Genomic DNA, 19,585 nt, shown 5'->3' with positions numbered 1-19,585 from the left:
GCTCGGAGTGGCGCACGTCGGGCGGGGGCTCCAACCGGACGGCGTCCGCGCGCTCGCGAGCCTCCTCGGGGCCAGGCGCGTCCATCACCCACAAGCCCGCCTCCACGCCGTTCTGCCCGGTGTGGGCGTCCTGGAGCCCGGCGAAGCCCTGGTCCTTGAGGGCCTGCTCGAAGGCGGCCTTGCCCTCCGGCGAGGGCGGATGCTGGGCGGCGGCCTCCGCGTAGGCGGCGAAGAAGGCCCACAGGCGGGCCACCCGGTCCGACGAGGGCAGCGACGAGGGCCGCACCTGCGCGGCCAAGAGCGCCCCGTCCGAGGCGAAGCGCTTGCCCACGGCGAGCTGGCCCTCCAGGTCCTTCAGGTCGGAGGGGATGAGCGACTCCACGTCCAGCACCGGCCCGCGCGCCTCGCCCGCGCCCAGGTAGGGGCTGGCGGTGGTGGGGGCCGAGCCTGGCGTGCGGAAGCCGTCGCCGCCCTTGCGCCGGGGCGCAGGGGTGGCCGTGCCGGAGGACTGGAAGCCCGTGCCGGCGTCCGCGCGGGGTGCCCGCGTCGTCCCGCCGCCTCTGTCTGTGCGAGGGGGCAACGGGCCCCGGTTGGGAACGCCGACGCGGGTCGACCGCGCGCCCACGTCCGCGCCCTCTTCCGGGGAGGCGCCGGTCTCCAGACCTTCGCCGCCGGGGAGGCCTTCGCCGCCGGTCTCCATCCCCTCGCCGCCAGGGAGCCCCTGCTCACCGGGCTCCAGCGGCGCGCCGCCGTCGGCCTCCGGGGGAAGCCCCACGGGCGGGGAGCCGATGCGGGTGCGGTCGCCGGGCGAGGTGGTGGGAGTGGAGGTCTCCATCCCGTCATCGCGGAACGGAGAGGCCGGCGCCGACGGCGAGGGCCCCGAGGGTCCACCGCCGGAGCGGGGCCCACCGGAGCCGGGAGGCCCTCCTACGCGGGGGCCGCGGATGTCGCCGACGTTTCCCATCGCCGGGATTCTCTCACAACGAGAACCCGGAGTTGCATGGGGGGCTACTCCCCCTCGCGCTCCACCTCCACGGGCGTCGTCATCCCGTTGGCATCCAGACGGATCCGGTACACGGCGTTGAGGCCGTCGCCGTCCGTGTCCGCGCGGGCGAAGCAGGACACCTCCGGCTCGCCCACGGGGCTCTCCTCCACCCGCACCTCGTACTGGAGGTGAACGGCGGGGCCAGGGTCGAAGCCGATGCGCTGGAAGTCCTCGTGGTCCTTCGGGAAGGGCACGGCCTCGCCCCGCTGGGGCACGGGGACGGGATAGGGCGCGATGGGCACGTAGTCGCCGTGCTCGTCGCGGAAGCCCTGCACCGCGTCGCACAAGGCCAGCACCTGGATGCGGGCCTCGTTGGACACCTGCTCCGGCGATGCGGCCCCGCCGCCCCTCATCGCCGGGATCCGGACAATGAACAGGGCCGTGGCGGCCATCGCCGCGAACACGGTGACGGCGATGCCCACGCGCACGCCGGTGTTGCGCGGACGCGCGGGGCCGGGCTCCGGAGGCGTGGACATCAGGCCCACTCCCGGGGATTGCGCAGCGCCTCCACCAGCCGGGCCTCCGGGGTGCCGGGCTCCGGGTGGTAGTCGTAGCGCCAGCGCACGCGCGGCGGCAGCGACATGAGGATGGACTCCGTGCGTCCCTGCGTCTCCAGGCCGAAGATGGTGCCCCGGTCGTAGACGAGGTTGAACTCCACGTAGCGGCCCCGGCGCACCTCCTGCCAGAAGCGCTGCGCTTCCGTCACCGGCGTGTCCTTGTGCTTCTGCGCGATGGGCAGGTACGCGGGGATGAAGCTGTTGCCGCACGACTGCACGAAGGCGAACTCGCGCTCCAGGTCGCCGCCCATGTTCTCGAAGAAGAGGCCGCCCACGCCGCGCGCCTCGCCCCGGTGGCGCAGGTGGAAGTACGAGTCGCACGCGGCCTTGAAGCGCGGGTAGTACGTGGGGTCGTGCGCGTCGCACGCGGCCTTGTGCACGCGGTGGAAGTGGGCCGCGTCCTCGTCGTGCAGGTAGTACGGCGTCAGGTCCGCGCCGCCGCCGAACCAGGCCCTGCCGCCCTGGTGGATGAAGCGGTAGTTGGCGTGCACGGTGGGCACATGCGGACTGCGCGGGTGCAGCACCAGCGACAGACCGCCAGCCCAGAAGGTGCGTCCCTCGCCCTGGAGCTTCTTCGCGAAGGCCTCTTCCAGCTCACCATGGACGATGGAGATGTTGACGCCCGCCTTCTCCAGGACGGCGCCCTCCTCCAGCACGCGGCTGCGGCCACCACCACCGCCCGGGCGGGTCCACGCGTCCTCGCGGAAGCGGCCCTGACCGTCCAACTGCTCCAGCGCTCCACAGATGTCGTCCTGGAGCTTCTGGATGAAGGCGGCCATGCGCCCCTTCATGCCCTCCACGTCCACCGTCGCCGTCATGCCCGTTGTCTCCCTGTCTCGGGTTGAACGGGCGGACACACTACTAAGGGCCCTGGGCGGACGGGGCCTCGAAGTCCACGGGAGGCGTGGACGGCGCCAGGTTGCCCGCCGCATCGAAGGCCTCGATGCGAGCGCGGTAGCTGCGCCCGTCCTCCAGCGCGAACGCCCCACCGCAGGCCTCATGGCCCAGATAAGCGGTGTTGCCCTGCACGGGCAGCAGGTACTGCTGGGGGGACAGGCCCAGCCGGCGCGGCGACAGCTTCACCACCAGGAAGGCGGGGCTCTCCTCGCGCAGGGCCAGGTTGAGCTTCACGAAGCGCGCGATGCCCTGGGGCGAGCGGCGCACGAAGCCCTCCGACACGGCGGGGCGCTTCACCCACTTGGGGGCCTTGGCGTCCGGTCCCTTGCCGCTCAACCATGAGGCCTGCGCGCCCACCTGGCCGTTGAGGAGCGGGACGTTGGGGAGCACCTCCTGCAGGTTCAGGAAGTAGCGCTTGTCCGGCTGCATCGGCTCCGCGAGCTTGAGGATGACGGTGGCGCGGCCCAGGGTGCTCTCCCAGCCCTTGGTCACCTTGAGCTTCACCTCGTGGTCGGTGGAGACCAGCTTCAGCGGCTTGCCCACCAGTCCCAGCACCGGTGATTTCGCGGTGCCCACGCCTTCCAGCAGCAGGCGCATGTTGGTGGGGACGATGCCTCCGGGCGCGGGATACAGCTGCACTCCGTCCCCGGTGCACTGGGCGGAGGCGGTGGCGGCGGACAGCAGGGCAGCGGCGAACACGAGGGCTCGGAACACGATGCCGCGCAGTGTGCGCCGGGAACGGCCGCCAGGGAAAGTCCTTGAAGACCCGCCCTTCAGTGCCGGGGGCCTTCGTCGTCCCCCAGGGGGATGGTGCCGAAGCGCGCCTCGTAGTGCTGCACGTTGTCCTGGAGGACCTTCAAGAGGCGCTTCAGGTGGCGTGGGCTGGTGATGATGCGCGAGCGGACGCGGGCCAGGGGCTGCTGCGGCTGGACATAGAGGAAGTCCAACACGAACTCCGAGTCCGTGTGGTTCACCAGCGACAGGTTGCAGTACTGACCATTGGCCACCTCTTCGGTCATCTGCACCTGGAGCTGCACTTCAGGGGGCTTCGTCGGAGTGTCGGCCATGAGGCAGGCGGCATAGCGCCTGGGGCCCGCCGTGACCAGTGTCCTCCCCGTGAGCACTCGCTGGCGGGACATCGACGGGGAGTCCACCGCGCCCTTCGCGTTGGGGCGGGGGCCGGACGCCTGCCTGCTCCTGCATGGCTTCACCGGCAGCCCGTGGGAGGTGCGCCCCCTGGGAGAGGCCCTGGCGGCACGGGGGATGCGCGTCGTGGCGCCCCGGCTTCCGGGCCACGGCACGACGCCAGAGGCGATGCTGAAGGTGGACTACCGCGACTGGCAGGCCTGCGCGGAGGAGGCCCTGGCCTCGCTCTCCGGGTACCGCCGCGTGTTCGTCGCTGGACTGTCCATGGGCGCGCTCCTGGCGTTGCGGCTGGCCGCGCACCAACCGGAAGCCGTGCACGCGCTCGCGCTGGTCGCGCCCGCGGTGCGCTTCCGGGGCGCGCGCATGGCGCTGGTGCGACAGCTGTGCCGCACACCGCTGCTCGAGTGGACGACGCCGTGGGTGGACAAGGGCGGCACGGACATCTCCGACCCGAAGGCCCTGGCCCAGGCGCCGGTGCTGGCCGCGTTCCCGGTGGCCCGGCTGAGAGACCTGTGCACGCTGCAGGACCTGGCGGTGGTGGACGCGCCCCGGGTGCGCTGTCCGGTGCTGGTGGCCACCGCGGAGCATGACCACGTGGTCGACCCCGAGGGCGGACGCTGGCTCGCGCGGCGGATGACGGCGTCTCCGGAGGTGCGGCTCGTGGCCTACGCGCAGGGCTTCCACATCATCCCGCGCGACGTGTGCGGAGCCCGGCTCGCCGAGGAGGTGGGGGACTTCCTCCAGCCCTGGCAGGAGGAGGACTTCAGGAGCCGGCCGGATGTGCCGGCGCAAGACGCGCCACCGCCGTGAGCAGCTCCACCGCGTCGAGCGGCTTGGTGACGAAGGCGCTGAACCCCGCGCGCAGGGCCCGGTCGCGGTCCTCGCGGCGCGCGGCGGCGGTGACGGCGAGCGCGGGCACACCGCCCCCGGACTCCCATGGCAGCGCGCGCAGCCGGTACAGGAGTGAATAGCCGTCCTCGCCGGACAGCGTCACGTCCGTCACCAGCACGGTGGGCGGAGAGCGGCGCACCTCGTCCATCGCATCGGTGACGTTGGTGGCGGTGAGCACGTGCGCGCCCACGCGGGTGAGCAGCACGGACATCCACTCGCGCGCGTCCGGCTGGCCATCCACCACCAGCACGCGCTGGCCCTCCAGCTCCGGGAAGCGCGGCAGCGTCAGGCCCTCCACGGGCCGCGGCTCTCGCGAGGAACCCGGGGCCGTGCCCACGCGCGAACAGGGCAGCACGACGGTGAACGTGGCGCCCTTCCCCAGCCCGTCGCTGGCGGCCGTCACCGTGCCGCCATGCAGCTCCACCAGGTGCCGCACGATGGACAGGCCCAGGCCCAGGCCTCCGTGCTGACGGCTCACGCCGGTGTCCGCCTGCTGGAAGCGCTGGAAGAGGAAGGGCAGGAAGTCGGCCGGGATGCCTTCGCCGTCGTCGCGCACCACCAGCTCCGCGCCCTCGTCGCGCGTGCGCGCGGACACCGTCACGTGGCCGCCGTGCGGGGTGAACTTGATGGCGTTGGAGAGCAGGTTCCACACCACCTGCTGCAAGCGGTCCGGGTCGCCGAACAGCGGCACGCCATCCGCGTCCACGGAGACGTTGAGCGTCAGCTCGCGCGCGAGCGCCGTGGGCCGCACCGCGTCCAACGCCGCATCCACCACGTGGCCCAATTCCAGAGGCACCGGCTCCAGGCGCAGCCGGCCGTTGGCGATGCGGCTGATGTCGAGCAGGTCCTCGATGAGTTGTCTTTGTGCACGCGCGTTGCGTTCGATGGCCTCCACCGCGCGCTGGCGTTTGTCTTCACCCAGCAGCCCCTGCCGCAGCATCTGGGACCAGCCAAGGATGGACGTGAGCGGCGTGCGCAGCTCATGGGACACCGTGGCGAGGAACGCATCCTTGGCGCGGCTGGCGGCCTCCGCGGCGCCACGGGCCGCGCGCTCCTCGTCGTACAGCCGAGCGCGATCCAACGCCTGCGCGCACAGGCGGCCCACCGTCAGCAGGAAGGAATGCTCCGCCGCGTCGAAGTCGCGCGCATCGCCAAAGCCCAGGCCCAGCGCGCCGAACACGCGTCCACCGCTCACCAACGGAATCGCCGCCCACGCCGCCAGGGTCCGCTCGCGGGACAGTTGAGCCAGACGCGGGTAGCGCGCCATGCACTCCGTCCACGAGCCCAACGCGCAGGGCTCGCGCGTGCGGGTCACGTCCGTGAGCGGGCACGTGACGGAGACCTCGAAGCGCTGCCAGTCCTCCAGCTCACCGGGGGAGAAGCCATGCGCGGCGGCGCGCTCGAATAAGTCCAGGGCCGCCCCCGTGGGCACCACCACCAGGCCGGTGAGGGCACCCATGGCGAGGGCTCCTTCGCGCGCGGCCACCTCCACCACCTGCGCGGGGGTGAGCGCTTCGGAGAGCGCGGCGGTCATGGCCTGGAGGCGTTCGGTGCGCCAGGCCGCGGTGGTCCATGCGGCGCGGCGGGTGCGCACGAGCTCCGTCACGTCCACCGCGAAGGCGAGCACGCCCTCCACCTGGCCCTGCGCGTCGCGGCGCGGCAGCAGGGAGAGGTTGAAGAAGAGCTCTTCGTCACCGGGGCGCGCGCGGGCGGAGGCCTCGCGCAGGTGCAATGCCTCTCCACGGGTGAAGACGCGGTCCCAGGCGTCGTGCCAGCCGGGGCCGTCCAGCAGGGGACAGGCTTCGCGCAGCGGGAGTCCCACCTGGCCCTGCGTGTCGAGCAGCGTCAGGCGCGTGGAGGTGCTGAATTCGATGAGGTGGCCGGGGCCGCGATAGAGGCCGAAGAAGGCAGGGAGCTGCTGAAGCAGCTCATGCAGTCGTGGGGGCACGCCGCCGGGCGCCGCCACCCACCCGGCTTGGGCATCGTTCATGTGTGCGGCCCCCCCATCCCCGGCCGAAGGCAGAGCCTTCAGGCGAGAAGAGGTGGCCATCAAACACCGGGACGTGCCGCATGGCACGAAAAGCAACCTGGACAACCTGCCAGGTGTCATGGGCTGAGCGCTCCCTGGCGCTGCTGGCGTCCAGTAGCGGGCATCCGTCCCAGGGGGCGCGGAAACGCTCCCGGACGCCGGGCATCGGCTATGTCGGATGCCCGGCATGCCTTCCTCTCCTCCTGATTCGCGACCCCTCGTCGAACTGCGCGCCGTCACCAAGTCCTACGCGGAAGGCGATTCCGTCCGCGAGGTGCTCTCCGGCACGTCGCTCGCCCTGCACCGGGGCGAGTTCGTGGTGCTGCTGGGCCGCAGCGGCTCCGGCAAGTCCACGCTGCTCAACCTCATCAGCGGCATCGACCAGGCGACGCACGGCGAAATCCTGGTGGAGGGCCGCGACCTGGGGCGCCTTCCGGAGCGCGACCGCACGCTGCTGCGCCGCGAGCGCATCGGATTCATCTTCCAGGCGTTCAACCTGCTGCCCACGCTGACGGTGGAGGAGAACGTGCGGCTGCCGCTGGAGCTGCTCGGCCGCTCGGGCGCGGAGGCCAGTGCTCGGGCGCGGGAGCTGCTGGGACGTGTGGGGTTGGAGACCCGCGCGAACAGCTTCCCGGACCGGCTCTCCGGAGGCGAGCAGCAGCGCGTGGCGGTGGCGCGAGCGCTGGCCCACTCCCCGCCGCTGCTGCTGGCGGATGAACCCACGGGCAACCTGGACGAGGAGACGGGCGGCCAGGTGCTGGACCTGCTCGAAGGTCTCACGCGGCAGGGCAACGCCTGCGCGCTCATCGTCACGCACGAGCCCGCGATGGCGGCGCGCGCGGACCGCGTGCTGACCCTGGAGCACGGACGGCTGGTGGACCGCCCCGGCGGCGCGCGCGGCCGGGGGACGACATGAGGACACTGCTCGCACGCTCCAGCCTGCGGCACCTGGGCGGGCACCCCTGGCTCACGGCGCTGTCGCTGCTGGGCATCGCGATGGGCGTGGCGGTGGTGGTGTCCATCGACCTGGCCAGCGGCAGCGCGCTGCGCGCCTTCGAGCAGTCCACGGACGTCGTCGCGGGCCGCGCCACGCATCAAATCGCCGGCGGCACGTCGGGCCTTCCAGAGGGTGTCTACACGGCGCTGAAGCTGCGGCCGGACGCACCGGACGCGGCGCCGGTGGTGCAGGGCTTCGTGCAGGTGGAGGGCGGCAACCACCGCACGCTCACGCTGCTGGGCCTGGACCCGTTCGCGGAGGCGCCCTTCCGGGACTTCTCCACCGGAGGCGCGGTGGGTGACGTGGGCACGTTGCTCACGCAGCCCGGCACGGTGGTGATGGGCGCGAAGACGGCGCGGGCCCTGGGCGTGAAGGCCGGGGACACGCTTCCGGTGATGGTGACGGGGCTGCGACGGGAGCTGCGCGTGTCGGCCCTGCTGGAGCCGGCGCAGGAGACGACGGAGCGCGCGCTGGAATCGCTGCTCCTCGCGGACATCTCCACCGCGCAGGAGGTGCTGGGCATGGAGGGCCGGCTGACGCGCGTGGACCTGCGCTTGAAGGGCGGAGAGGCGCAGGCCGCGACGCTGCGGGCCGCGCTGCCGCGGGGCGCGGAGCTGGTCCAGACGTCCGGGCGCGCGGGCACGGTGGAGCAGATGACGCGGGCGTTCCGCACCAACCTCACCGCGCTGTCGCTGCTGGCGCTCGTGGTGGGGATGTTCCTCATCTACAACACGATGACGTTCTCCGTGGTGCAGCGGCGCGGGATGCTGGGCCGGCTGCGCGCGGTGGGCGTGACGCGCGGGGAGCTGTTCGCGCTGGTGCTGGGGGAAGCCCTGATGCTGGGCATCGTGGGCACCGCGGCGGGGCTGCTCCTGGGCATCCTGATGGCCAGCGGCCTGGTGGGGCTCATCACCCGCACCATCAATGATTTGTACTTCGTGGTGAACGTGCGGCGTCTGTCCTTGGAGCCGTTCACGCTCATCAAGGGGCTGAGCCTGGGCCTGGGCGCGACGGTGCTCGCGGCGCTGGTGCCCGCGTGGGAGGCGGCGCGGGCGGCACCGGTGACGGCGCTGCGGCGCTCGACGGTGGAGGACGTGTCGCGCGGCCGGGCGCCCCGGCTGGCGGTGCTGGGGTTGATCATCCTGGCCGTCGCGGCGGCGGTGCTCGCGTGGCCCACGCAGGCCCTGCTGCCGGCGTACGCGGGGCTCTTCGCCGTGCTGCTGGGCAGCGCGCTGCTGGTGCCCTGGGTGACGGAGAAGCTGACGGTGGCGTCGGCGCGGCCCCTGGGTGCGTTGTTCGGTCCGCTGGGGCGCATGGCGGCGCGCGGCGTGACGGCGAGCCTGTCGCGCACGGCGGTGGCGCTGGCGGCGCTGATGGTCGCGGTGGCGACGACGGTGGGCGTGGGCCTGATGGTGTCCAGCTTCCGGGGCACGGTGGCCGCGTGGCTGGAGTCCGCGTTGCAGGCGGATGTGTTCGTGTCACCGCCGTCGCTGGTGGCTCGGCGCGGGGACTCCTCGCTGGTGCCGGGGCTCGCGGAGAAGCTGCGGTCCACCCCCGGCGTCGAGGCGAGCGGATCCATCCGGGTCATTCACGTGCGCATCAACGACGTGGACACGGACCTGCTGGCGGTGGACTTCGCGAAGGGCCATGAGCGGACGTACCGCTTCAAGGAAGGGCGCGCGGAGGACGTGTGGCGGCAACTGGAGGCGTCACCCGATGCGCTCATCGTGTCGGAGCCCTTCGCCTTCCACCGGAATGTGCACGCGGGCGACACGCTGCGCGTTGCGACGGACAAGGGGCCGCACGACTTCCGCGTGGCGGGCGTGTACTTCGACTATGGCTCGGACGTGGGAACGGTGCTGATGCCGCGCGCCACGTATGAGCACTGGTACGAGGACCGGGGCGTGTCGGGCCTGTCCCTCTTCGCCGCGCCCGGACAGGACGTGGACGAACTGGTGGCCCGGGTGCGCGACCGCGCGGGCGGTGAGCAGGCGTTGAACGTGCGCGCGAACCGGGCGCTGCGGCAGGCGTCGATGGAGGTGTTCGACCGAACCTTCACCATCACGCAGGTGCTGCGCTTGCTGGCGATTGGCGTCGCGTTCGTGGGCGTGCTGAGCGCGCTGATGTCCTTGCAGCTGGAGCGGGCGCGCGAGTTCGCGGTGCTGCGCGCGACAGGGCTCACGCCGGGACAGCTCTGGGGCATGGTGTCGTTGCAGACGGGGCTGTTGGGATTGCTCGCGGGGTTGTTCTCCATCCCGCTGGGATTGGCGTTGGCCTACGTGCTGGTGCACGTCATCAATCAGCGCTCGTTCGGGTGGACGTTGCAGCTGGTGGTGGCGCCCGGCGTGGTGGGACAGGCATTGGTGCTGGCGCTGGTGGCGGCGGCGCTCGCGGGGCTGTACCCGGCGTGGCGCATGGCGCGCGCGAACCCGGCCATGGCGCTGCGGGAGGAGTGAGGCATGGGTCGGGGACTCGTCATCGGAGTGGTGCTGGTGCTCGCCGCGCTGGGCGTGGCGGTGGGCGTGGTGTTGCGGGACACGGAGGACGCCGGGCCCGCGAACACCGGCGGCATGACGGTCGCGTCCGCGATGGGCGGCGACGGCGGCACGGAGGGCTATGCCCGCGCGATGGAGCCCCGGCCCTTCCACTTCCCGGAAGACCACGGCCCCCACCCCGACTTCCGCACCGAGTGGTGGTACTGGACGGGCAACCTGGAGACGCAGGACGGACGCGCCTTCGGTTACCAGTTCACGCTGTTCCGCAGCGCGCTGTCGCCCGAGCAGTCGAAGCGGGAGTCCGGCTGGGGCACGCGGCAGGTGTTCATGGGGCACTTCACGCTGTCGGACGTGAGCGGCGGGCGGTTCCACGTCACCGAGCGCTTCAGCCGCGCGGCGCAGGGGCTCGCGGGCGCGGACGGAGCGCCCTTCCATGTCTGGCTTCAGGACTGGGACGTGCGGAGCGAGGGCACGGGCGGCACGTGGCCCATGCACCTGCGCGCACAGGGTGACGGCGTGACGCTGGAGCTGACGCTGGACGAAGGCAAGCCGCCGGTGCTCCAGGGTGACAAGGGGTTGAGCCAGAAGGGCCCGGAGCGGGGCAACGCGTCCTACTACTACTCCCTGCCGCGCATGCCTTCGCGGGGCACGGTGTCGGTGGATGGGCAGACGGTGCAGGTGAAGGGCGACAGCTGGATGGACCGCGAGTGGAGCACCAGCGCGCTGAGCGGCGACCAGGTGGGCTGGGACTGGTTCGCGCTCCAGCTCTCCGACGGCAGCGAGTTGATGCTCTACCAGCTGCGCAAGAAGGACGGGACGAAGGATGCGTTCAGCGCGGGCACGTACGTCCCCGCGACGGGCGAAGCCGTGCACCTGTCCGCAGAGGACATGCAGCTGGAGCGGCGGGGCAGCTGGAAGAGTCCTCGCGGCGGCGAGTACCCGGCGGGCTGGCGCGTCCAGGTTCCGAAGGTGTCCCTGGAGCTCACCGTCACACCGAAGCTCCCGGACCAGGAGCTGCCGGTGTTGGTGCGCTACTGGGAGGGCGCGGTGTCCGTGGACGGCACGCGCGAAGGCCAGCCCGTGCAGGGGCGCGGCTACCTGGAGATGACCGGGTACGCGGACGCGCCCCGGAACGAGCAGACGGTCCGCAGCCGCACGCCGTGACTCAGCCCCGGGCGGTCCGCAGCGCCTGGAGGTCGTAGGCCTCGCGCAGGTACGGGCGCAGCACGTAGAACGTCTCGTGGCTGGGATTGAGCACGCTCAGCCAGAACATCCGCGCATGGACCGGGTGCGGCAGGAGCACGTCCAGCGCCGTGAAGTCGACGTTCGGGCCGGGCTCGGGGAACAGCTTCTGGAAGCTGTCCTTGCCCACGCACAGGTTCAGCCGGAACACACCCGGGCGGTCCAGCCTCGAGTGGTGGTCGAGCTCGGTGTCCCGCGTGACGATGGTCGCGAAGGGGTGCTGCCGCTCGTCTCCCGCGAAGAAGAAGACGTCCGGCGTCCGCGCATCCATGTGCACGTCCTTGAACGCATCCCGGATGTACGCCGCCAGGGCTTCCAAACTGATGTCTCCCGTCATGACGTCCTCCCCCGAAGTCGAACTGGCTTTGGTCTAGCACGCGCGGAAACGTCTGGGGATGGGGCGCCTGCGGATGCCGCGCCGTCAGCCCTGAAGCCGGAGATCGGGGATGGCGGCGAGCAGCGCGGCCCATTCGGGGTCCCCCGCCATCTTCTCCGCGTGCATCGCCTGGATCTTCCCGCCCAGCGCGGGGTCGGCGTCGTCGGTCAGGGCCATGCGCCAGAGCCTTCCCACGAGCGGCAGGAAGAGCAGGTCCCCCGCGCGGTGCAGCGGGTCATCGAAGTACCGGCGCAGGGCGGACAGGTCCGCGATGCCCACGCAGTAGGCGTGGGTGAAGCCGTCGACAGGGTTCCCCAGGTCCCTTCCGACGACGGAGAACGAGACCGCCTCCGACTTCGCCGTGAGGGAGATGGCTTCGAGGGCCCGGGCCTTCTCCGCCTCGGACACACCGTCCTTGAAGCGGAAGCGCAGCAGGTTGATGAACATGGTGTCACCTCTCGCTGGAGAGGATAGCGACGCGCTCCCGACAGGACAGGCGGTAACCTTGGGTAACCACCACAATGTGGTTTCCCATGGGTTACCCATGCTCCGCCGCCGCAAGAACAAGACGCCGCCGCTGCCGCCCCTGTGCCCCCTCACGACGTGCATGAGGCTCCTCGGCGGCGCGTGGACCGCGAACATCGTCTGGCGTCTCAGCGGGGACCCTCGCCGCTTCAGCGAGCTGCGCTCCGACATCCCGCGCATCTCCGCGAAGGTGCTCAGCGCGAAGCTGCGCGCGCTGGAGGAGAACGGCGTGCTCACACGTCACGCCGTCGCCAGCTCACCGCCGTCGGTCGAATACGCGCTGACCGCGCTGGGCCAAGAGCTCCTCCCGGTCATCGAGACCATCGTCCAGGTGGGGATGAAGCTCCAGCGCATGCAAGACGCTACGCCGCGAGCCGCTCCCGGAGCGCCGCGGCGCCCCCGCGCTCCAGCCATGAATCGAACGTGAGCAGGCCCGGCGCCAACCGCCGCAGCGCCGGGATGTCCGCGCTCTCGGCCGCCCATCCGTCATCGATCATTTTCACGAGCTTGCGCAGGAGCGGGTTCGCCTCGAGCACCTCGGGTGGGAACCTCGAGTAGGTGATGGACGTCCCGGTGGCCCGGCTGATCTTCTCCGCGAGCGCGTTGCCGGTGAGCGAATCCCCCGCCAGCTCCAGCGTGGTCCCCACGTGCGTGCGCGGATCCGCGAACACGCGCGCGGCGAGCACGCCGATGTCCTCCCCCGCGATGAACTGCATGGACTGGTCCGGATGGACGAAGAACTGGAGGCCCCCCGGCCTCAGGCCGAAGTGCGGCTCCAGCAGCAACTCCATGAAGGTCCCCGGCCGGACGATGGTCGCGCGAAGGCCGCTCGTCCGGACGTGCTCCTCGATGCGCCACTTGCTCTCGAAGTGGCCCACGCCCGTGCCGGCACGCAGCCCCAGCACCGACGTGTAGACGAAGTGCTCCACACCCGCCGCCTTCGCCGCGTCCGCGATGGACGTGCCGAAGCGGACCTCGTCGTCATCCGTGACGCCGTAATGCTGCTGTGGGGAGCTCGGCTGGATGCTGAAGACGCCGTACGCCCCCGCGACCGCTCGGTCGAGTGACGCACGGTCCCCCATGTCTCCGCGCACCAGCTCCACGCCCGCCGCTTCCAGCTCCCGAGCCTTGGCACTCGACGGGTCCCGCACGAGCGCGCGGACCCGCCAGCCATCCTTCACCAATGCCCGCGCCGTCGCGCCTCCCTGCTGCCCGGTCGCTCCCAGCACCACCACGGTCTCGCTCTTCGTCGCCATCAGGTCCCGCCTTTCCCTTGCTAAGCGGAGGGTTGCTCCGGTTAAATACGGAGCTATCCTCCGTTTCGCAAGTGACAACGAAGCCATCGAAGAAACCGCCGGTGGAGGACGCGACGGGCGGAGCCTTGCGTGCGGACGCGCGGCGCAACCGGGAGCGGCTGCTCGTGGCCGCGCATGCCGTGTTCTCCGAACGCGGCGCGGACGCGTCGCTCAACGACGTGGCGAAGCGGGCGGAGGTCGGCATTGGCACGCTCTACCGGCACTTCGAGTCGCGGGAGGCGCTCCTCGCCGCGACGTGTGACGAACAACTCCTGACGCTCGCGAAGCAGAGCCGCGAACGCTCGGAGGCCCTGCCCCCGCTCGAAGCGCTGCGCGTCTTCCTGGCGGAGCTGGTGCACTCCGCGGGCATGTACAAGGGGCTCGCGGCGTCGCTGGGCATCGTCCTCAAGAACCACACCAAGGGCTGTGACGCGACGACAGCCGAGGGGCAGCGCCTGCTGGAGACCGCCCAGCGCGCGGGCGAGGTGCGCGGCGACATCCTCCTGGATGACGTGGTGTGCATGGCGATGGCCATCTCCCTCGCCGCCGCGGAGGACGGCGCGGACCCCAAGCGCGTCCCCCGCCTCACCGGGATGTTCTTCGACGGGCTGCGCTCCCGTCCCGAGCCTCGCGGCGCGCGGCACCGGTGACTCCGGCTAGATTGCCGGCCCATGAACGTCCTCGTCACCGGGGCCACCGGCCTCATCGGCAACGCCATCGCGCAGCGGCTCGTGAAGCAGGGGAACACCGTCCGCGCGCTCGTGCGCGACCCGGCCCGCGCCGCGAAGCTGCTCCCGCCCTCCGTGCAGCTCGTCCAGGGGGACGTCACGTCCCCGGGCACCCTGCCCGCCGCGCTGCATGACGTGGAGCTCGTCTTCCACGCCGCGGGCATGCCGGAGCAGTGGCACCGGGACGACGCCATCTTCGACCGCGTGAACCGCCAGGGCAGCGTGAACGTCCTGTCCGCCGCGCACGCCGCGAAGGTGCGCCGCGTGGTCTACACGTCCACCATGGATGTCTTCGCCGCGCCCCGGGGCGGCGAGCTCACCGAAGCGAACATCGACCCCCACCCCAAGCCCACCGTCTACGAGCGCTCCAAGCAGGAAGCCGAGCGCGCCGTGGAGGCCATCCGCCAGCAGGGCCTGGACGTCGTCTACGTGAACCCGGCCGCCGTCTACGGCCCCAGCCCCGTGCACGTGGGGCTCAATTCCTTCTTCATCCAGCTGCTCAACAAGAAGGCCCCGCTGCTCCCGCCGGGCGGCATGTCCGCGGTCTACGTGGACGGCTGCACCGACGTGCACCTCGCCGCCGCGAAAACCGGCGTCAACGGCGAGCGCTACCTCGTCTCCGACCAGTACGTCAGCAACGCGGACCTCGCGCTCGCCATCAGCCAGGCCGCCGGGGCTGGCAAGCCTCCCGCCGTCGCGCCCGTCTTCCTGATGGAGGCCCTGGCCCGCGTGTCCGCGCCGCTCGCGCGCGTGTTCCCCTTCACGCCGCTCGTCGCGCCCGGCCAGCTGTCCTTCATGCGCTGGGAGGCCCGCGTGAACGCGGCCAAGGCCCAACGGGAGCTGGCCTTCCTCCCCACCCCGCTCGCGGACGGCGTGGCACGAACGGTCGCCTTCCTGCGTGAGCAGGGACTCGTCCCGCGCGCCTGAAAAGAACATGGGGGTCCGTCCCACAGGGATGACGGACCCCCACGCGTGTTGCCGCCTGCTACCGCCGGACTACTCCTTCACAGGCTCCGCCGTGCCCGAGCCGCCCATGCCCGTCTGCGTGGCCGGCGCCGCCTTGAACGCCTTCTGCAGCGCCATGCCCGCGTCCGCCTGCGCCTTCTTGGCCACGTCCAGCACCGACATCCCGACGGTCTTCTTCAGTCCGAGCATCTTCCGTATCCCTTCGCGTCCAACGCATTGACTGTGATTGGGGCCGGGGCGCCAGGGGGGCGCCCACCTGGACCGCAATCTGGAGACGCACTCCAAGGCAGGGAACCGGGTGACCCACGCCTCACCCGGCCGGGGCTTCCGTTCGATGGGCAGGCGGCCATGGGCCGGACATCCAATGGCATGCATCCAGATTCCGCCCGTGCCCGTAGCGGTCACCATTCGCGTCCCCAACCCGCCTGCCTGCCCTCCGGCCCGGGACACGGCCCTCCGCGAGCCATGCCCGACACGGGGTGTCGTCACGCGGCGTGAGGCCCACCTTTCAACGCACGCGCCTCCTTCACGGGTCCGACCCCCGGAAGGACGCGCGGGCCCCGTACCCCTCACCACGGAGTGACACCATGGCTTTGTTATCGAACCTGCTGGGCGCGCTGGGCGCGTCTCAACGGAGCGTCTTCAGGGGCAGTGGCTGGAACCGGGGACGCAGCGCCTATGGCCGCCGTCCCATTGGCTACGGGTACCGGGGACGCCAGTCCAGCGGCCTGGGCGGTTCGCTGGGGCGGATGATCCTCGCGGGCCTGGGCGCCTACGGCCTGCGCCGCATCATGAACAACCGTTCACGGACCACGGGGTATTGAGCGGGCCGCCGTGAACGGTGGCGCTGGGAAGTACCGTGGACTTCCCCCGGCAAGGCCCACCGCCCATGGCACCCCTCACAGGCACGGGAGCGTTCCGCGGACAGCTCCCGGTGCCTGACATCCCGCACGCTCCGTGGGTGCGGGCGCCTCCGCTTGGAGTAGGGTCTCCTTCCGTGTCCGGCCACTGGCCGACGAAAGAGGCTCCGCACGCATGGCGAAGGCGAAATACGTCCTGGCGCTGGACCAGGGCACCACGGGGACCCACGTCTCCATCCTCGACTCCCGGTTGCAGGTGGTGGGCCGCTCCTACAAGGAGGTGCCTCAGCACTTCCCCAAGCCGTCGTGGGTGGAGCACGACCTGATCGACATCTGGAACACCAGCGAGTGGTGCATCGCTCGCGCGCTCAAGGACGCGGGCCTCACCGGCCGCGACATCGCCGTGGTGGGCATCACCAACCAGCGTGAGACGACGGGCCTGTGGGACCGTGAAACGGCCGAGCCCCTGGCCCGCGCCATCGTCTGGCAGGACCGCCGCACCGCGGACATCTGTCAGCGGCTCAAGGCCGAAGGCGTGGAGCCCCGCGTGCGCGAGATGACGGGTCTGGTGCTGGACCCCTACTTCTCCGGCACCAAGCTCACCTGGTTCTTCCACCACCTGAAGGGCGCGAAGAAGCGCGCCGAGCGCGGCGACGTGTGCTTCGGCACCATCGACTCCTGGCTGGTCTTCAAGCTCACCGGCGGCACCGCCCACGTCACGGACGTGTCCAACGCCAGCCGCACCCTGCTCATGGACCTGCGCACGCTCAACTGGGACGACGAGCTGTGTTCGCTCCTGGGCGTGCCGCGCGCGTGTCTGCCGGAGATCCGCGGCAACGCGGAGGTCTATGGCACCACCCGCGGCATGCGCAGCCTTCCGGACGGCATCCTGGTCGCGGGCATGGCCGGGGACCAGCAGGCGGCCCTCTTCGGGCAGGCGTGCTTCGCCCCCGGCGAATCCAAGTGCACCTATGGCACCGGCGCCTTCCTGCTCATGAACACCGGCACCCAGCCGGTGCGCTCCACCGCGGGGCTGCTCACCACCGTGGCGTGGAAGCTGGGCAACACCACGCACTACGCGCTGGAGGGCAGCTGCTTCATCGCGGGCGCCGCGGTGCAGTGGCTGCGCGACGGCCTCAAGGTCATCAAGAAGGCCCCGGACGTGGAGGCGCTGGCCGCCAGCGTGAAGGACTCCGGCGACGTCGTCTTCGTCCCGGCGCTCGCGGGCCTGGGCGCGCCGCACTGGCGCCCGGAGGCACGCGGCCTGTTCGCCGGCATCGACCGCTCCACCACCGTGGCGCACCTGGCGCGCGCGACGCTGGAGGGCGTGGCCCTTCAAATCCACGACCTGGCGGAGGCCATGCGCCGCGACAGCGGGCGGGACATCCCCACCTTCAAGGCGGACGGCGGCGCCGCGGCCAACAACCTGCTCATGCAGTACCAGGCGGACCTGCTGGGCGTGCCGGTGGTCCGCCCGCGCAACCTGGAGACCACGGCCCTGGGCGCGGCCTTCCTGGGCGGCCTGGGCGCGGGCGTGTGGACCAGCCCGGACGCCATCCGCCGCGCGTGGAAGGCGGACCGCACCTTCAAGCCGAAAATGAAGCCCGAGGTGCGCGCGCGCCACCTGGAAAAGTGGAAGCGGGCGGTTGCGCGAGCGTGAAATGAGACACCGGAGCCCGGCGGCTCGGACTCGCCGGGGCTTCCATCGGGCGGGGGAGCGGGTAGAACGGCCACCATGGCCTACGACCGCACGTTGCTCTCCCCGGATGCGCTCCAGACCTTCCTCACCCAGCACCCCGCCTGGAAGCACGAGGGCGGGATGATCCGCCGCACCTATGAAGCGCCGTCGTTCCTGGACGGCATCGCCTTCGTGGAGCGCGTGGCGAAGGCGGCGGAGGCCGCGGACCACCACCCGGACATCGACATCCGGTGGCGCAAGGTGACGCTGGCGCTGGTCACCCACGACGCGGGCGGCCTCACGGCCCGCGACACCGGCCTGGCGGCGGAGGCGGACCGCCTCTTCACCGAAGGGGCTGCTGTCCGGTGATTCACGGCGTGCGCGGGACCCTGGCGGCCCTGGTGTGCGCGGTGTGTCTCACCGCGCTCCCGGCCCTGGCCCAGGACGACATCCCCACGGAGCCCCGCCCGGAGCGGCTGTACTTCAACTCCGGCGCGCTCCTGGGTTCGGCGCGCATGGTGGGCCTGGGCGGTGCCTACGTGGGCATCGCCGAGGGCGCCGCGGGCGTCTCCAGCAACCTCTCCGCCCTGGCCCAGCGCAGCCCTTCACTGGAGCGCGACTGGGACCTGGGCGTCACCCTGTCCTGGCTGGACCTGCCCTTCACCGGCACGAAGCGCCGGGACGTGGACAACGACGGCCTGGCCGACGAATCCGTGGACAGCCGCCAGCTGCTGGGCGCGCTGATGTTGCAATACAAGCGCTTCGGCATCGGCTTCCTGTGGCGCAACAGCCGCACGGGCTACTGCATCACCCAGGGCTGCCGCGGCGAGGGCGAGAAGCTGCGCGTCTCCCTCACCCAGTCCGTGCTCGCGGGCTCCGTCGCCTTCGGCCAGGACGACTTCATCCTGTCCCTGGGCATCTTCTCCGCGCAGGCGAGCTTCAGTGAGATGGGCGACCAGTCCTGGCGCTACGGCGACACCGGCGTGGCGGTGGACATGCTCTTCCGTCCGCACGGGCGGCCCTACCGCATTGGCGTGGCGGTGCGGCCGGAGGTGGTGGCGGGCTGGCGCCGCGACGACAACCAGAGCCCCTTCATCGCGGGCCGGCAGATCTACGCCGCCGTGGTGTCGCCCGCGGTGCTGTCGCTGGGCGCCAGCTGGCGGCTGGGCGAGGGCGCGCATCGCTACAACCGGCTGTCCCCCGCCGCACGGCGGCAGCTGGAGGTGGATGGGGACGCGCTGCCGGTACCGGAGGAGGAGCCTCGCGACGCGCTGGCCGGCCGGTGGCTGGTCACCGCGCAGGTGGACCTCATCTCCAGCGTGAGCAACGCGGTGCCGTCGCGGTCCTTCGCCACCACCGCGGAGCCGCAGACCGTGGGCGACACCGCCATGTTCCAGCCGCGCCTGGGCGCTGAATGGGACACCTTCCCCGGCCTGCTGCGCCTGCGCGCGGGCACCTGGCTGGAGCCGTCCCCCTTCCCGGACCGGAATCCCCGGCCGCACCTCACCGGCGGCTTCGAGCTGTTCGTGCTGCGCTACTGGGAGGACTGGGCCATCACCGCGTCGTTCGACCTGGCGAGCCGCTACTCCAACTGGGGCGTCTCCATCGGCTTCTGGCGGTAGTGTCTGGCTTTGATCGCCGGGTGGGTAAACGCGAGGACCATCCTGGGTGCTCGCGTCCCCCATCCACGGCGCCCGGAACCCCACGCGTAGCGTCCCGCAGCGGGCGGCCGAGCAACCTTTCGTGCCGCATTTGCGGGTGTGGGATGGCGTGCGAACCCTGCCGGAGACGGAGGGGGTTCCATGTCTCTGGGGCGGGGTTGGCGCCAGACTGTCGTGAGTGCGACGGTGCTGGGTTT

Annotated in this window: 20 protein-coding genes and 1 pseudogene; 11 read left to right on the top strand and 10 right to left on the bottom strand. The window is 71.5% G+C overall.

What is annotated here, in order from left to right:
• The 5 genes and pseudogenes from D7X32_RS34415 to D7X32_RS34395 form a co-directional block, all read right to left on the bottom strand.
• A pseudogene (locus D7X32_RS34415) lies at positions 1-835 on the bottom strand (hypothetical protein); the annotation flags it as partial.
• A 173-nt stretch (positions 836-1,008) separates the two neighbouring features.
• The gene (locus D7X32_RS34410) at positions 1,009-1,521 is read right to left on the bottom strand and encodes a hypothetical protein (protein ID WP_120606806.1); all 513 of its coding nucleotides are present in this window, start codon (positions 1,519-1,521) and stop codon (positions 1,009-1,011) included.
• Entirely contained in the window at positions 1,521-2,420 is a 900-nt protein-coding gene (gene hemF, locus D7X32_RS34405; protein WP_120606802.1) for an oxygen-dependent coproporphyrinogen oxidase, read from the bottom strand. Before hemF ends, D7X32_RS34410 begins: the two co-directional genes overlap by 1 nt.
• 43 nt (positions 2,421-2,463) lie before the next feature.
• Positions 2,464-3,216, bottom strand: coding sequence for a hypothetical protein (locus D7X32_RS34400; RefSeq protein WP_438358988.1), 753 nt, complete (start codon positions 3,214-3,216; stop codon positions 2,464-2,466).
• 56 nt (positions 3,217-3,272) lie between these two features.
• Positions 3,273-3,566, bottom strand: a complete 294-nt coding sequence (locus D7X32_RS34395; RefSeq protein ID WP_120606801.1) for a DUF3467 domain-containing protein — start codon at positions 3,564-3,566, stop codon at positions 3,273-3,275.
• 70 nt (positions 3,567-3,636) lie between these two features.
• Here D7X32_RS34395 and D7X32_RS34390 point away from each other — a divergent pair, with 70 nt between their 5' ends.
• Positions 3,637-4,455: an alpha/beta hydrolase gene (locus tag D7X32_RS34390; RefSeq protein WP_120606804.1), complete on the top strand. Its 819-nt coding sequence runs from the start codon at positions 3,637-3,639 to the stop codon at positions 4,453-4,455.
• Here the strand turns inward: D7X32_RS34390 and D7X32_RS34385 are convergent.
• The gene (locus D7X32_RS34385; protein WP_158625817.1) at positions 4,409-6,526 is read right to left on the bottom strand and encodes a hybrid sensor histidine kinase/response regulator; all 2,118 of its coding nucleotides are present in this window, start codon (positions 6,524-6,526) and stop codon (positions 4,409-4,411) included. The genes D7X32_RS34390 and D7X32_RS34385 overlap by 47 nt on opposite strands.
• 226 nt (positions 6,527-6,752) lie before the next feature.
• On the opposite strand from D7X32_RS34385, the gene D7X32_RS34380 reads away from it, so the two are divergent.
• Genes D7X32_RS34380 through D7X32_RS34370 form a run of 3 tightly spaced genes read left to right on the top strand, consistent with a single transcriptional unit; the run spans position 6,753 to position 11,221 of the window.
• Positions 6,753-7,481, top strand: a complete 729-nt coding sequence (locus tag D7X32_RS34380; protein WP_120606799.1) for an ABC transporter ATP-binding protein — start codon at positions 6,753-6,755, stop codon at positions 7,479-7,481.
• Positions 7,478-10,018, top strand: coding sequence for an FtsX-like permease family protein (locus tag D7X32_RS34375; protein ID WP_120606798.1), 2,541 nt, complete (start codon positions 7,478-7,480; stop codon positions 10,016-10,018). The genes D7X32_RS34380 and D7X32_RS34375 overlap by 4 nt, the downstream gene beginning before the upstream one ends.
• A 3-nt stretch (positions 10,019-10,021) precedes the next feature.
• Complete coding sequence (locus D7X32_RS34370; RefSeq protein ID WP_120606797.1) at positions 10,022-11,221, top strand: lipocalin-like domain-containing protein; 1,200 nt, start codon at positions 10,022-10,024, stop codon at positions 11,219-11,221.
• A gap of 1 nt (position 11,222) precedes the next feature.
• Here D7X32_RS34370 and D7X32_RS34365 read toward each other — a convergent pair whose 3' ends face one another.
• Together D7X32_RS34365 and D7X32_RS34360 are read right to left on the bottom strand one after the other, a co-directional pair.
• On the bottom strand, positions 11,223-11,636 hold the full coding sequence (locus D7X32_RS34365; protein ID WP_208752631.1) for a DUF6194 family protein: 414 nt from the start codon (positions 11,634-11,636) through the stop codon (positions 11,223-11,225).
• An 84-nt stretch (positions 11,637-11,720) separates the two neighbouring features.
• A complete protein-coding gene (locus D7X32_RS34360; protein WP_120606796.1) occupies positions 11,721-12,122 on the bottom strand; it encodes a Dabb family protein in 402 nt (133 codons plus the stop codon).
• 97 nt (positions 12,123-12,219) lie between these two features.
• On the opposite strand from D7X32_RS34360, the gene D7X32_RS34355 reads away from it, so the two are divergent.
• A complete protein-coding gene (locus tag D7X32_RS34355; RefSeq protein ID WP_120606795.1) occupies positions 12,220-12,627 on the top strand; it encodes a winged helix-turn-helix transcriptional regulator in 408 nt (135 codons plus the stop codon).
• Here D7X32_RS34355 and D7X32_RS34350 read toward each other — a convergent pair.
• Positions 12,563-13,456 (bottom strand): NmrA/HSCARG family protein, encoded by an 894-nt coding sequence (locus D7X32_RS34350; RefSeq protein WP_120606794.1) that lies wholly within the window; start codon positions 13,454-13,456, stop codon positions 12,563-12,565. The two genes, D7X32_RS34355 and D7X32_RS34350, sit on opposite strands and share 65 nt — an antisense overlap.
• 101 nt (positions 13,457-13,557) lie before the next feature.
• On the opposite strand from D7X32_RS34350, the gene D7X32_RS34345 reads away from it, so the two are divergent.
• Together D7X32_RS34345 and D7X32_RS34340 are read left to right on the top strand one after the other, a co-directional pair.
• The gene (locus D7X32_RS34345) at positions 13,558-14,145 is read left to right on the top strand and encodes a TetR/AcrR family transcriptional regulator (RefSeq protein ID WP_244239339.1); all 588 of its coding nucleotides are present in this window, start codon (positions 13,558-13,560) and stop codon (positions 14,143-14,145) included.
• Between the two features lie 21 nt (positions 14,146-14,166).
• Positions 14,167-15,150: an SDR family NAD(P)-dependent oxidoreductase gene (locus tag D7X32_RS34340; RefSeq protein ID WP_120606792.1), complete on the top strand. Its 984-nt coding sequence runs from the start codon at positions 14,167-14,169 to the stop codon at positions 15,148-15,150.
• 69 nt (positions 15,151-15,219) lie between these two features.
• Here the strand turns inward: D7X32_RS34340 and D7X32_RS45675 are convergent, their stop codons facing one another.
• On the bottom strand, positions 15,220-15,378 hold the full coding sequence (locus tag D7X32_RS45675; RefSeq protein ID WP_158625816.1) for a hypothetical protein: 159 nt from the start codon (positions 15,376-15,378) through the stop codon (positions 15,220-15,222).
• A gap of 398 nt (positions 15,379-15,776) precedes the next feature.
• Between D7X32_RS45675 and D7X32_RS34335 the strand changes: the two genes are divergently transcribed.
• From D7X32_RS34335 to D7X32_RS34320, 4 genes are all read left to right on the top strand, one after another.
• Positions 15,777-16,013, top strand: a complete 237-nt coding sequence (locus D7X32_RS34335) for a hypothetical protein (RefSeq protein ID WP_120606791.1) — start codon at positions 15,777-15,779, stop codon at positions 16,011-16,013.
• 211 nt (positions 16,014-16,224) lie between these two features.
• Positions 16,225-17,709, top strand: a complete 1,485-nt coding sequence (gene glpK / locus D7X32_RS34330; RefSeq protein WP_120606790.1) for a glycerol kinase GlpK — start codon at positions 16,225-16,227, stop codon at positions 17,707-17,709.
• Positions 17,710-17,784: 75 nt separating this feature from the next.
• Positions 17,785-18,096: a 4a-hydroxytetrahydrobiopterin dehydratase gene (locus D7X32_RS34325; protein ID WP_120606789.1), complete on the top strand. Its 312-nt coding sequence runs from the start codon at positions 17,785-17,787 to the stop codon at positions 18,094-18,096.
• A gap of 8 nt (positions 18,097-18,104) precedes the next feature.
• Positions 18,105-19,349 carry a hypothetical protein gene (locus D7X32_RS34320; protein ID WP_244239338.1) on the top strand — a complete coding sequence of 415 codons (1,245 nt, stop codon included), beginning with the start codon at positions 18,105-18,107 and terminating at the stop codon, positions 19,347-19,349.
• Positions 19,350-19,585 lie beyond the last annotated feature (236 nt).

The sequence above is a fragment of the Corallococcus carmarthensis genome, from assembly GCF_003611695.1.
GTDB lineage: Bacteria > Myxococcota > Myxococcia > Myxococcales > Myxococcaceae > Corallococcus > Corallococcus carmarthensis.
Note: the sequence above shows the minus strand (reverse complement) of the source record. Positions and strands in the feature narration are given on the sequence as shown.

Coding starts and splice junctions, on each gene's coding strand:
- D7X32_RS34410 (WP_120606806.1), bottom strand. CDS start 1,521: ATGTCCACGCCTCCGGAGCCCGGCCCCGCGCGTCCGCGCAACACCGGC.
- hemF (WP_120606802.1), bottom strand. CDS start 2,420: ATGACGGCGACGGTGGACGTGGAGGGCATGAAGGGGCGCATGGCCGCC.
- D7X32_RS34395 (WP_120606801.1), bottom strand. CDS start 3,566: ATGGCCGACACTCCGACGAAGCCCCCTGAAGTGCAGCTCCAGGTGCAG.
- D7X32_RS34385 (WP_158625817.1), bottom strand. CDS start 6,526: ATGAACGATGCCCAAGCCGGGTGGGTGGCGGCGCCCGGCGGCGTGCCC.
- D7X32_RS34380 (WP_120606799.1), top strand. CDS start 6,753: ATGCCTTCCTCTCCTCCTGATTCGCGACCCCTCGTCGAACTGCGCGCC.
- D7X32_RS34375 (WP_120606798.1), top strand. CDS start 7,478: ATGAGGACACTGCTCGCACGCTCCAGCCTGCGGCACCTGGGCGGGCAC.
- D7X32_RS34370 (WP_120606797.1), top strand. CDS start 10,022: ATGGGTCGGGGACTCGTCATCGGAGTGGTGCTGGTGCTCGCCGCGCTG.
- D7X32_RS34365 (WP_208752631.1), bottom strand. CDS start 11,636: ATGACGGGAGACATCAGTTTGGAAGCCCTGGCGGCGTACATCCGGGAT.
- D7X32_RS34360 (WP_120606796.1), bottom strand. CDS start 12,122: ATGTTCATCAACCTGCTGCGCTTCCGCTTCAAGGACGGTGTGTCCGAG.
- D7X32_RS34355 (WP_120606795.1), top strand. CDS start 12,220: ATGCTCCGCCGCCGCAAGAACAAGACGCCGCCGCTGCCGCCCCTGTGC.
- D7X32_RS34350 (WP_120606794.1), bottom strand. CDS start 13,456: ATGGCGACGAAGAGCGAGACCGTGGTGGTGCTGGGAGCGACCGGGCAG.
- D7X32_RS34340 (WP_120606792.1), top strand. CDS start 14,167: ATGAACGTCCTCGTCACCGGGGCCACCGGCCTCATCGGCAACGCCATC.
- D7X32_RS45675 (WP_158625816.1), bottom strand. CDS start 15,378: ATGCTCGGACTGAAGAAGACCGTCGGGATGTCGGTGCTGGACGTGGCC.
- D7X32_RS34335 (WP_120606791.1), top strand. CDS start 15,777: ATGGCTTTGTTATCGAACCTGCTGGGCGCGCTGGGCGCGTCTCAACGG.
- glpK (WP_120606790.1), top strand. CDS start 16,225: ATGGCGAAGGCGAAATACGTCCTGGCGCTGGACCAGGGCACCACGGGG.
- D7X32_RS34325 (WP_120606789.1), top strand. CDS start 17,785: ATGGCCTACGACCGCACGTTGCTCTCCCCGGATGCGCTCCAGACCTTC.